The sequence below is a fragment of the Streptococcus catagoni genome (assembly GCF_011421425.1).
Classification (GTDB): domain Bacteria; phylum Bacillota; class Bacilli; order Lactobacillales; family Streptococcaceae; genus Streptococcus; species Streptococcus catagoni.
In genome coordinates this window covers 1-11936 of record NZ_WPCW01000003.1, presented here as the reverse complement: position 1 = coordinate 11936, position 11936 = coordinate 1, and the positions used below count along the sequence as shown (strand labels likewise).

Below are 11936 nucleotides of genomic sequence, written 5' to 3'. Positions count from 1 at the left end.
GATGAGATCACATTTTAAGGAGGCATTATGGAAACCAATAATCTTAAGGTGAAATGGCTGAGCTATACCATGGCAAACCTTGTTTTATTAGTTTTTATCGGGATAATGTCATTATTTTATTTTTCATTAAAAGATAGAATAGCCTTGAAATCAAAACTTGTCACTTTTGCAAAGTCTCAAACAAGTCTGTCACAAGTTTTAGGCATTGACTTTTATAATGGTTCACAGAGCTATTACACTATTAAAGGTAAGGATAAGAATCAAAAGACTATATTTCTGACTATCAATGAAAAACGAGATAAAATCTATTCCTATCATCCTGAAGATGGCATCAGTGCCAAGAAGGCCAGCCAGATAGTGCAAAGAAAAGAAGGTAGTAAAATTGATAAGGTTACCTTCGGAAGAGAAAACCATAGGGCTATTTGGGAAGTGAAGACAAAAAATACCTTCTACCTCATTGATTTTGAGTCTAGCAAGGTATTGAAGAAGGAGGTTACATGACCAAGTTATCAAAACGTGTGTTAAATATGGAAGAAAGTGTGACAATGGCTGCTGGTACTAGGGCGAAAGTCCTAAAGGCAGAAGGTCGAGATATCCTAAGTCTGACTCTTGGAGAGCCTGATTTTGTAACACCTAAGCATATTCAAGAAAAGGCTATCCAGTCTATTGAAAATGGCAAGGCAAGTTTTTATACTGCAGCCAGTGGTATGGTGGAACTAAAAGATGCCATTGCTCACTTTATGAAGAAACGTTATGGTTATGAGGTTAATAACAAGGAAATAATGGCCGCAACAGGTGCCAAGTATGTTTTGTATGCTTTTTTTATGTCTGTCTTGGATCCAGAAGATCAGGTGCTTATTCCAACTCCTTATTGGGTTTCTTATGCTGAACAGGTTAAAATGGTAGATGGGGTTCCCATATTTGTAGAAGCCAAAAAAGAGAATAACTTTAAAGTTACTGTAGAGCAACTAGAGGCTAGCCGGACTGAAAAAACAAAGGTCTTGTTGATCAATTCTCCTTCAAATCCGACAGGAATGATATACAGTAAGGATGAGCTCCTAGCAATTGGACAATGGGCTGTAGAGCATGATATTCTCATTTTAGCAGATGATATCTATGGTTATCTGGTTTATAATGGTAACCACTTTACCCCAATGTCAAGCTTATCAGAGGCTATCAAAAAGCAAACAATAACAGTCAACGGTGTCGCTAAAACCTATTCTATGACAGGTTGGCGAGTAGGTTTTGCAGTTGGAAATCCTGACATTATTGAAGCTATGGGTAAAATAGTCAGTCAAACGACATCAAATTTGGCCACTGTTTCACAATATGCAGCTATAGAAGCTTTCACTGGTGATCAAAAGGCAAATGAAATCATGCGTCAGGCTTTTGAAGAACGCCTTAATACCATTTACCCCTTGCTTTGCCAGGTTCCAGGATTTGAAGTCCTTAAACCACAAGGAGCTTTCTACCTCTTTCCCAATGTGAAAAAGGCAATGGAAATGAAGGGCTTTACAGACGTGACAGACTTCACTAATGCCATTTTGGAAGAAGCTGGAGTTGCCCTAGTCACAGGTGCTGGATTTGGTGCCCCAGAAAATGTGCGTTTAAGCTATGCTACAGACCTAGACACCCTAAAAGAAGCCATTAGGCGTTTGAAAAACTTTATGGAAAAGTAAGCAGAAGGCGCTTTAGTAGGTGTCAGAACATAAAAGTATTAATTAAATCAGAGATTAGGAAAAGAGAATTATGTTAAAAAAACTTGTAACAATTAGTGATGTTAAAAAACATGTCGGTGAAGAAATAAAAATAGGTGCGTGGATTGCTAACAAATCTGGCAAGGGGAAATTAGCTTTCTTACAGTTACGTGATGGAACAGCTTTCTTCCAAGCTGTAGTCTTTAAACCAAACTTTATTGAGAAATTTGGTGAAGAAGAAGGAACAGCAAAATTTGATACTGTAAAACGCCTTAGCCAAGAAACTTCTGTTTATGTAACAGGTATTGTTAAAGAAGATGAACGTTCAAAGTTCGGCTATGAACTAGATGTTACTGATGTGGAAGTTATTGGCGAGTCAACAGACTACCCAATCACACCAAAAGAGCACGGAACAGACTTTTTAATGGATAACCGTCATCTTTGGTTGCGTTCACGTAAACAAATGGCTGTCATGCAAGTTCGTAATGCTATTATTTACTCTACCTATGAATTCTTTGATCGAAATGGCTTTATTAAGTTTGATAGCCCAATCCTTTCAGGCAATGCGGCAGAAGATTCAACAGAATTATTTGAAACAGATTACTTTGGTACTCCAGCCTTCTTAAGCCAATCTGGACAGCTTTACCTTGAAGCGGGAGCTATGGCTCTTGGTCGTGTCTTTGACTTTGGTCCTGTTTTCCGTGCTGAAAAATCTAAAACTCGCCGCCACTTGACTGAGTTCTGGATGATGGATGCGGAATATTCATTCCTTAGCCATGACCAGTCCCTTGACCTTCAAGAAGCTTATGTTAAGGCTCTTATCCAAGGTGTTCTTGACCGTGCGCCGCAAGCCCTTGAAATTCTGGAGCGTGATGTGGATGCGCTTAAGCGCTATATTGCAGAGCCATTCAAACGTGTTTCTTACGATGATGCTATTAGCCTTCTTCAAGAACATGAAGCTGATGAAAATACTGACTATGAACACCTTGAACACGGTGATGATTTCGGTTCACCACACGAAACCTGGATTTCAAACTACTTCGGTGTGCCAACCTTCGTTGTTAACTATCCAGCAAGCTTTAAAGCCTTCTACATGAAACCAGTCCCTGGCAACCCTGACCGCGTTTTGTGTGCTGATCTTCTTGCACCAGAAGGCTACGGAGAAATCATCGGAGGCTCTATGCGTGAAGATGATTATGAGGCCTTAGTTGCCAAGATGGATGCTCTGGAAATGGATAAATCAGAATATGAATTCTACCTTGACTTACGTAAATATGGTTCAGTCCCACATGGTGGATTTGGTATTGGTATCGAACGTATGGTAACCTTTGTTGCTGGAACAAAACATATCCGCGAAGCTATCCCATTCCCACGTATGCTACACAGAATTAAACCATAAGGTCAAAAGAGCTGAAAACATAGAAAAACTCATTTCTTGATACCTTCCTTAGGTGCTATCGGACAGGTTAAACATTCAGGGGAGTGACTGTTTAAAAAAACCAAAGAATTCCATACCTAACTTTCGAGCCTAAAGTCTGGCAAGTTCCCGGTGTTTAAAATGTTGCTATTAAAGGCATTTTAGACACTTTCAGCACGGCGGAGGTATCTTTAATAAGCTCGCTTACGCTCGCAGAAATAAGAAATTTATTAATACCCTGCAGAGCTTCTTAGCCTATTTACCTAGACCAATAGAGTTTGTCTACAGTCTAAAGTGATGATTTGTCTTGATCATCACTTTTTAACTTGTATTTTTCAAGTAATCTTATGGTAATAAAGACACTGGGGCTGTCAGCTAGGCATGGATGCTAAGGGGAGACGGCTTTTCCTCACTTAGGAAAAAAGAGCTGGTCTCAGCAATTGATAGAACTCTTTAAGGCTCTGCCTTATGCCCAAATAAAAAGAATTATCATGCTTTAATTGATTGTGTTATAATGAGATAAAGTAAAGTATAGCAAAGTATATTGCAGAGAGGAACTGGTGAAATGTCAGATAAAAAAATCGAACTTGTAATTGTAACTGGAATGAGTGGAGCTGGAAAGACAGTAGCCATTCAGTCTTTTGAGGATCTGGGATATTTTACAATTGACAATATGCCGCCAACTTTAGTTCCAAAATTCATTGAAATTCTTAAGCAAACAAATGAAAATAAAAGAGTTGCCCTAGTGGTTGATATGAGAAGTCGTCGTTTCTTCAAAGAAATTAGTGTGATTTTGGATGACCTTGAAGCTAATCATGATTTAGACTTCCGCGTCCTCTTTCTTGACGCAACAGATAATGAATTGGTTGCCCGTTATAAGGAAACCAGACGTTCTCATCCCCTTGCTGCCACAGGACGGGTTATGGATGGCATCAAGTTAGAAAGAGAGCTCTTAGCACCCTTAAAAAGTATGAGTCAGCATGTTGTTGATACTTCTGAATTAACACCAAGACAACTAAGACAAACCATATCTGAAGAATTCTCTAGTGAATCCAATACGGTTCCTTTCCGTATAGAAGTAGTGAGCTTTGGTTTTAAATATGGACTACCCCTTGATGCCGACCTGGTCTTTGATGTTCGCTTTTTACCTAATCCCTATTATTTACAAGAGTTAAGAGAAAAATCGGGTATTGATCAAGAAGTCTATGATTTTGTTATGAACCATGAAGAATCAAGTGTTTTTTATCAACATTTAACAGAGTTGATTTTACCAATCTTACCAGCTTATCAAAAAGAAGGAAAATCCTTATTGACTATTGCCATCGGTTGCACAGGAGGTCAACATCGAAGTGTGGCCTTTGCCCACCGTTTGGCTAAAACCATAGAAGCTGAGGCTTGGACTGTCAATGAAAGCCATCGTGATAAAAATAAACGTAAGGAAACAGTAAATCGATCATGAAAAAACCCAAAATAACGGTAATAGGTGGGGGCACAGGAATACCAGTTATATTAAAAAGTTTAAGAAATGAAGATGTCGACATTAGAGCTGTTGTAACAGTGGCAGATGATGGCGGCTCTTCTGGTCAATTGCGGCGGAATATGCAATTAACCCCGCCAGGAGATTTAAGGAATGTCTTGCTTGCCATGAGTGATATGCCTAGATTTTATGAAAAAGTCTTTCAATATCGCTTTAGTGAAAGCGGAGGCCCTCTAGCAGGCCACCCCTTGGGTAATCTCATTATTGCGGGGATTTCGGAGATGCAAAATTCAACCTATAATGCCATCCAAATCTTGACTAAGTTCTTTCATATTACTGGGAAAATATACCCTTCTAGTGAGCACGCCCTAACCTTGCATGCCGTTTTTAAAGATGGGCATGTAGTTACAGGTGAAAGCAGTATTGCTGGTTATTCTGGGATGATTGATCATGTTTTTGTAACCAATAGTTACAACAATCAGCAACCTAAGGCCAGCCGAAAGGTGGTTCAAACCATCTTAGAGAGCGATATGATCGTCCTGGGTCCGGGCTCACTTTTCACTTCTATTTTACCTAATCTTGTTATTCCAGAAATTAATGAGGCCTTAAGAACAACAAAGGCAGAGATCGTCTATATTTGTAATATTATGACCCAATATGGCGAAACAGAGCATTTCTCAGATTCAGACCATGTTTCGGTTTTAAATAGGCATCTGGGAAAGGACCTGATAGATACTGTTTTGGTCAATATTGAAAAAGTACCTCAGGATTACATGTATTCAAACCGTTTTGATGAATACCTTGTTCAAGTAGAGCATGATTTTACAGGCTTAAAAAAAGTAGCTAAGAGAATTATTTCTTCTAATTTTTTACAACTTAAAAATGGCGGTGCCTTCCATGATGGGAGCTTGGTCGTTGAGGAATTGATGAATTTAGTAAGGGAAAGACAGCTATGAGTTTTACAACCAAGGTTAAAGAAGAGTTGGTTCATTTATCTGATAGCCATAAGAAGGAGTTGTCAGCTATTATCAAACTGTCAGGTAGTTTAAGCCTTTCCAATAAATCCTTGAATTTATCCATAACGACTGAAAATGCTAAAATTGCGCGCTATATTTATTCATTGATTGAAAAAAGTTACCATATCATACCAGAAATAAAATATCATCAAAAAACAAATTTACGAAAAAATCGTGTTTACACTGTTTTTATTGATCAGGATGTTGATAAGATTTTATCTGATTTAAAATTAGCTGATTCTTTTTTTGGCATTGAGACTGGTATTGAAGCTAAAACCCTAAGTGATGATAATGCTGGCAGAGCCTACTTAAAGGGAGCCTTTCTAGCAACGGGCACTATCAGAGATCCGGAGTCTGGCAAGTATCAGCTTGAAATTTATTCTGTTTATCTGGATCATGCTCAAGGTTTAGCTCAGCTATTGCATAAATTTATGCTTGACGCTAAAACACTAGAGCATAAAAATGGGGCTATTACCTATCTGCAAAAGGCTGAAGATATTATGGATTTTTTAATTATTGTTGGGGCAATGTCTTGCAAGGATGAATTTGAATCTGTGAAGATGCTTCGAGAGGCTAGAAATGATATTAATAGGGCTAATAATGCTGAAACTGCCAACATTACTAAGACAATCAATGCCAGCATGAAGACCATTAATAATATTATAAAAATAATGGAGACGGTGGGGCTAGATTCTCTCCCTATTGAGCTACAGCAAATAGCTCACCTAAGGATTAACAATCCAGATTATTCTATCCAGCAAATAGCTGATGCCCTAGATGTTCCCCTATCTAAGAGTGGGGTTAACCATCGTTTGCGCAAAATTAATAAAATTGCTAATGATATCTAAAAAGAAGCCTAGCTTCTTTTTTAATAAACTTATAGTTATGATAAAGAAATGAAAGAACGGCTAAACTATGTTATGATAATAAAAAAAGAAACAAAGGAGATAGATTTATGTCATGTACAACCATATTAGTTGGTAAAAAAGCTTCCTACGATGGTTCAACCCTTGTTGCTAGAACAGAAGATTCCCAAAATGGTGTCTTTACTCCTAAAAAAATGGAACTAGTGACAGCAAATAAGCAGCCTAGAACTTATCGTTCGGTTTTATCTAAGTTTACAATTGATCTACCTGATAATCCCATGACCTATAGCTCAGTTCCTGATGCCTTGGGCGAAGATGGCATATGGGGAGCAGCAGGTGTCAATGAAGTCAATGTTGCCATGAGTGCTACTGAGACTATTACGACTAATGCGCGTGTTTTAGGGGCTGATCCCCTTGCTGAGGATGGTATTGGTGAAGAAGATATGCTGACCCTTGTTTTGCCTTATATTCATTCTGCTAGAGAAGGGGTTCTGCGTCTGGGAGATATTTTAACTCACTATGGTACTTACGAGTCTAACGGTATTGCTTTTTCAGATAAAGACGAGATTTGGTGGTTGGAAACCATTGGAGGTCATCACTGGATAGCTCGTCGTGTTCCAGATGATGTTTATGTTACCAATCCCAACCAACTGGGTATTGATCATTTTGAGTTCAATAATCCTGATGAATACCTTTGCTCAGCTGATTTGAAGGACTTTATTGCCAAACATCATTTAGATTTGACCTATTCTAACCAGCATTTTAACCCTCGTTATGCCTTTGGTAGCCAACGTGATAAGGATAAACACTACAATACACCTCGAGCTTGGGCTATTCAGAAGTTTTTAAATCCCGAAATAGAACAAGATCCTAGAAGCTTTGCTATTCCTTGGTGCCAAAAACCTTATCGAAAGATAAGCATTGACGATGTCAAATATGTTTTAAGCAATCACTATCAGGATACCTCCTTTGATCCCTATGGACCTGAAGGTAATAAGATCTCTCAAAGGGCTTTTCGGACTATTGGTATTAATAGGACCAGCCAGACGGCTATCTTACAGCTTAGACCTGATATGCCGGAAGACATTTCAGCTATCCAGTGGATGGCTTATGGTTCCATGCCTTTTAACACCATGGTTCCCTTCTTCACTCAAGTCAAAAGTTTCCCAGACTATTTTACAAATACAAAGAAAGATGTTTCAACTGATAGCTTTTATTGGCAGAATCGCCTTATAGCTGCTATTTCTGATCCACACTTTAAACATCACGAAACAGATATTGAAAACTATGTTGAAAAAACTATGGCTCAAGGCTACGCTATGTTAAATGCTGTTGATGCTGCCTATGAAGATGGTCAAGTGCTCGATTTAAGCCAAAAAAATCAAGAAATAAGTGACTATGTTAAGCTGCAAACCCAGGAATTGTTGAACAAGGTCTTATTGGACGCAAGTAACCTGATGACAAACCGTTTTAGTCTTAGTGATTAGATTATTCCTTAAAAAAATAAAGGTTCAGAGTTCTTCAAGGACTCTGAACCTTTTTGGATTAAAAATAGAAAAAACTTGCAAATAATTTTCAGTGTGATATACTTAACCAGTAAAACTTCAACCGGTAAATAATTAAGGAGGAATCATGAAAAAGAAAATTCTTTTAATGATAAGTTTTGTTGGTTTAACATCTGCATGGCAATTAAGTCAAGCACAAGTAGCTAAGGCAGATGATAATAAAGTTAAGGTAGTAACGACTTTTTACCCAGTCTATGAATTTACAAAGGGTGTCGTAGGAAATGAGGGCGATGTGTCTATGCTTGTTAAAGCTGGAACTGAACCTCATGATTTTGAACCATCTACCAAAGATGTGAAGAGGATCCAAGACGCTGGTGCCTTTGTCTATATGGATGATAACATGGAAACTTGGGTATCTAAACTAAGCAAATCCAAAAAATCTAAAGGCCTTACTTTTGTTAAAGCAACTGGTGATATGGTTTTAAATGGCAGTGCTGAAGTCGAAGGAGACGAGCACGAACATCATGAACATGGAGATCATCATGAAGAAGGAGAACACCATCATCATAAATATGATCCACACGTTTGGTTATCACCATACCGTAGTGTAAAACTTGTTGAAAATATTCGTGATTCACTTGCTAAGAAATACCCAAGTAAATCAGAAATGTTCAAAACAAATGCTCAAAAATACATTGAGAAATTGAAAGAACTAGATAAAGAATATGCTGATACCTTACAAAATGCTAAACAAAAAAGCTTTGTAACTCAGCACGCTGCTTTTGGTTATTTAGCTCTTGACTATGGATTGAACCAAGTTCCAATCTCAGGCGTTACTCCTGACAATGAACCTTCACCAAAACGTTTGGCACAATTATCAAAATACATCAAAAAGTATGACATTAAATACATTTATTTTGAAGAAAATGCTTCTAGTAAAGTAGCTAAGTCTCTAGCTAAGGAAGCTAAAGTAAAAACAGTTGTGCTCAGTCCACTAGAAAGTCTAACAGCTAAAGAAATTAAAAAAGGTGACAATTACTTTTCCGTTATGCGTGAAAACCTTAAAGCCCTTCAGTTAACAACTGATCGTGGTGGTAAAGAAATTAAACCAGAATCTGATCAAACAAAAACAGTTTACAATGGTTACTTTAAAGATAAAAATGTTAAAGACCGTAAACTAAAAGATTGGTCAGGTAATTGGCAATCTGTTTATCCATTTTTAGAAGATGGAACCTTAGATCAAGTTATGGAATACAAAGCTAAGAAATCTAATGGTAAGATGTCAGCCAAAGAGTATAAAGACTATTATAGAACTGGTTACAAAACAGACGTCGATCACATCAAAATCAATGGTAAGAAAAAAACTATAACTTATGAACGTAAGGGAGAAAAGAAAACCTTTACTTATAAGTACTCAGGCAAAAAAATCTTAAATTATAAAAAAGGAAACCGTGGTGTTCGTTATATGTTTGAAGCCAAAGAAAAAGACGCTGGCGAATTCAAATATATCCAATTTAGCGACCATGCTATAGCACCAGGTAAGGCAGAACATTTCCATATCTTCTGGGGTAGTGAAGGACATGACAAATTACTAACAGAGATGGAACATTGGCCAACTTACTATCATTCTGATTTATCAGGACGTGAAATTGCACAAGAAATTAATGCACACTAATTAAGAAAAGATAAAGAACTGAAAGTTTTCAGTCTCAAAGTCCTTAGAATTAATTTTCTAAGGGCTTTTCTTCTTGCCTAGGACTTTTTCTTTTTTAAAAACTTTTATTAAATTGTTGACAAAATTTAAATGATATAATATACTTATAAGTGGTTATAACCAGTTGGAGGCTAAATGAAAAAAGAACAACCTTTATATTTAAAATTAGTTGATATCTTAGAAATTAAAATCAGAGAGACCATGTCTCCTAATGATAAATTATTATCTGAAAGAGAACTGATTGAGGTTTACAATGTTAGTCGTATTACAGTTCGCCAAGCATTAAAGGAGCTGGAAAGTCGGGGACTTATTTATAAAAAACAAGGCAAGGGAACCTATGTTTCCAACTTAAAGGAGCCAACAACGGATCTATCTTCAAGCTATAGCTTTACAGAACAAATGAAAAAGTTAGGCAAAGTTCCTAAAACAGAAATCCTATCCTTTGGGAAAACAACTGTGACAGATCATCTGTCTTCAATTTTTGAAATGGATAAGGGAAATGTTGCATATGAACTAGAAAGATTGCGACTAGCAGATGAGCGTCCCATGATGTTTGAAAGATCTTATATCCCAGAGGCCATATTTCCTCATTTAACTATGGACTTATTAAAACAAAAGCCCCTCTATGATATCTTCTCTGATATTTATAAAGAGACGATCAGATTAGCAGAAGAAGAGTTTTACGCCAGTATTGCTTTAGATTATGAGGCTGATCTCTTGGGAATCAAAAAGGGAGATCCTGTTTTACACATGTTACGGAAAACCTATAATGATAAAAATATTTTGATAGAATGTACTTTTTCAATTGCTAGAGCAGACCAATTTAGATATCACATCACACATAAACCAACGCTATAAAGACAAGAAGGAGGAACTTATGTTTCAACTGTCAAAAGAAGCACTGACTGAACTAGGTGCTGAAATCACAACCCGTGAAATCAAACAACAACCAGAAATTTGGGAAGAAGTCTTTGCACATTTTTCTACAAAGAAAGAAGAGATAACTTCTTTTTTAAAGGCTATAATTGAAAGCGCTAACAACAAAAAAGTCAAAGTAATCTTTACAGGGGCAGGAACCTCAGAGTATGTTGGCAATTCCATTTGTTCTTATTTACAAACCTATGGTGATCGTCAGCATTTTTCCTTTCAAAGCATTGCTTCCACAGACTTGGTAGCAGCACCCCATTATTACCTTTATGAAGAAGATACTGTCTTATTGGTATCATTTGCAAGAAGTGGGAATAGTCCTGAAAGTGTAGCTTCTCTTAATTTAGTCAACCAATTGGTTCCCAATGCTTATCATTTAGTCATTACCTGTGCTAAGGATGGTGCCTTGGCTAAGCTGGCTAGTGAAGATCAAGATAAGCATTATGTCTTATTGATGCCTGAAAAATCAAATGATGCTGGTTTTGCAATGACTGGAAGCTTCTCATCAATGATGTTATCAGCTCTCTTAATTTTTGATATCACCTCTAGCATGGAAGAAAAAGAAAGCTACCTTAAGAGCATCTGCCATATCTCCAGAGACATCATCAGTCGTGAGCAAGACTTACAAAACTATGTTGATTTAGATTTCAACCGCATAGCCTATTTGGGCTCAGGTAGTTTAAGTGGTCTAACTCGTGAAGCACAGTTAAAAATTTTAGAACTAACAGCAGGGCAAATAGCCACTATTTTTGATTCTTCCATGGGCTTTAGACATGGACCAAAATCCTTTGTGACCAACCAAACCTTAGTCTTTGTCTTTGTTAATAATTTTCCTTATACCAGACAATACGACCTTGATATCTTAGAGGAATTAGAATCAGACCAAATTGTTAAAAAGGTTATTGCTATTGGTCAAAGAGGACAAGTTAATTTTTCAGGTGAGAATTTCTTTTTGAATTCAAGTCAAAACCTGCCTGATGCCTACCTTGCCTTTCCAATGATCATGGTAGCGCAAATCATTGCCCTATTAAGTTCAATCAAAGTTAAGAATTTACCAGATACACCTTCAGCTAGCGGAACAGTCAATCGTGTTGTTAAGGGTGTTAGCATTCATGATTATCAATAGGAGGTTCCATGATTTTAACAACAAATAAAAGAAAGTCTTTAGAAAAAGTCAGTAAAAATGGCACTATTTCAGCACTGGCCTTTGATCAAAGGGGTGCTCTGAAACGGATGATGGCTGCCCATCAAGAGGGTCAGCCAAGTAGCCAACAAATGGTTGATCTGAAGGCTCTGGTTTCTGAAGAACTCACAGCC

Annotated in this window: 10 protein-coding genes and 1 pseudogene; all 11 read left to right on the top strand. The window is 37.3% G+C overall.

Features of this window, described 5'->3' with window-relative positions:
- The first annotated feature begins 27 nt into the window (after nucleotides 1–27).
- Nucleotides 28–501, top strand: a complete 474-nt coding sequence (locus HBN42_RS06195) for a cell wall elongation regulator TseB-like domain-containing protein (RefSeq protein WP_165994203.1) — start codon at nucleotides 28–30, stop codon at nucleotides 499–501.
- Nucleotides 498–1679 (top strand): pyridoxal phosphate-dependent aminotransferase, encoded by a 1182-nt coding sequence (locus tag HBN42_RS06190; protein WP_165994202.1) that lies wholly within the window; start codon nucleotides 498–500, stop codon nucleotides 1677–1679. Before HBN42_RS06195 ends, HBN42_RS06190 begins: the two co-directional genes overlap by 4 nt.
- A 70-nt stretch (nucleotides 1680–1749) precedes the next feature.
- A complete protein-coding gene (gene asnS, locus HBN42_RS06185; protein WP_165994201.1) occupies nucleotides 1750–3096 on the top strand; it encodes an asparagine--tRNA ligase in 1347 nt (448 codons plus the stop codon).
- A 583-nt stretch (nucleotides 3097–3679) separates the two neighbouring features.
- On the top strand, nucleotides 3680–4573 hold the full coding sequence (gene rapZ / locus HBN42_RS06180) for an RNase adapter RapZ (RefSeq protein ID WP_165994200.1): 894 nt from the start codon (nucleotides 3680–3682) through the stop codon (nucleotides 4571–4573).
- On the top strand, nucleotides 4570–5547 hold the full coding sequence (locus HBN42_RS06175; protein ID WP_165994199.1) for a YvcK family protein: 978 nt from the start codon (nucleotides 4570–4572) through the stop codon (nucleotides 5545–5547). Before rapZ ends, HBN42_RS06175 begins: the two co-directional genes overlap by 4 nt.
- Entirely contained in the window at nucleotides 5544–6455 is a 912-nt protein-coding gene (gene whiA / locus HBN42_RS06170; protein ID WP_165994198.1) for a DNA-binding protein WhiA, read from the top strand. Before HBN42_RS06175 ends, whiA begins: the two co-directional genes overlap by 4 nt.
- 107 nt (nucleotides 6456–6562) lie before the next feature.
- Nucleotides 6563–7960 (top strand): C69 family dipeptidase, encoded by a 1398-nt coding sequence (locus HBN42_RS06165; RefSeq protein ID WP_165994197.1) that lies wholly within the window; start codon nucleotides 6563–6565, stop codon nucleotides 7958–7960.
- Between the two features lie 145 nt (nucleotides 7961–8105).
- The gene (locus HBN42_RS06160) at nucleotides 8106–9653 is read left to right on the top strand and encodes a zinc ABC transporter substrate-binding protein AdcA (RefSeq protein WP_165994196.1); all 1548 of its coding nucleotides are present in this window, start codon (nucleotides 8106–8108) and stop codon (nucleotides 9651–9653) included.
- 174 nt (nucleotides 9654–9827) lie between these two features.
- Nucleotides 9828–10550: a GntR family transcriptional regulator gene (locus tag HBN42_RS06155; protein ID WP_165994195.1), complete on the top strand. Its 723-nt coding sequence runs from the start codon at nucleotides 9828–9830 to the stop codon at nucleotides 10548–10550.
- 19 nt (nucleotides 10551–10569) lie between these two features.
- Nucleotides 10570–11745: an SIS domain-containing protein gene (locus tag HBN42_RS06150; RefSeq protein WP_165994194.1), complete on the top strand. Its 1176-nt coding sequence runs from the start codon at nucleotides 10570–10572 to the stop codon at nucleotides 11743–11745.
- Nucleotides 11746–11753: 8 nt separating this feature from the next.
- Nucleotides 11754–11936, top strand: a pseudogene (locus HBN42_RS06145) (tagatose-bisphosphate aldolase); the annotation flags it as partial.

Coding starts and splice junctions, on each gene's coding strand:
- HBN42_RS06195 (WP_165994203.1), top strand. CDS start 28: ATGGAAACCAATAATCTTAAGGTGAAATGGCTGAGCTATACCATGGCA.
- HBN42_RS06190 (WP_165994202.1), top strand. CDS start 498: ATGACCAAGTTATCAAAACGTGTGTTAAATATGGAAGAAAGTGTGACA.
- asnS (WP_165994201.1), top strand. CDS start 1,750: ATGTTAAAAAAACTTGTAACAATTAGTGATGTTAAAAAACATGTCGGT.
- rapZ (WP_165994200.1), top strand. CDS start 3,680: ATGTCAGATAAAAAAATCGAACTTGTAATTGTAACTGGAATGAGTGGA.
- HBN42_RS06175 (WP_165994199.1), top strand. CDS start 4,570: ATGAAAAAACCCAAAATAACGGTAATAGGTGGGGGCACAGGAATACCA.
- whiA (WP_165994198.1), top strand. CDS start 5,544: ATGAGTTTTACAACCAAGGTTAAAGAAGAGTTGGTTCATTTATCTGAT.
- HBN42_RS06165 (WP_165994197.1), top strand. CDS start 6,563: ATGTCATGTACAACCATATTAGTTGGTAAAAAAGCTTCCTACGATGGT.
- HBN42_RS06160 (WP_165994196.1), top strand. CDS start 8,106: ATGAAAAAGAAAATTCTTTTAATGATAAGTTTTGTTGGTTTAACATCT.
- HBN42_RS06155 (WP_165994195.1), top strand. CDS start 9,828: ATGAAAAAAGAACAACCTTTATATTTAAAATTAGTTGATATCTTAGAA.
- HBN42_RS06150 (WP_165994194.1), top strand. CDS start 10,570: ATGTTTCAACTGTCAAAAGAAGCACTGACTGAACTAGGTGCTGAAATC.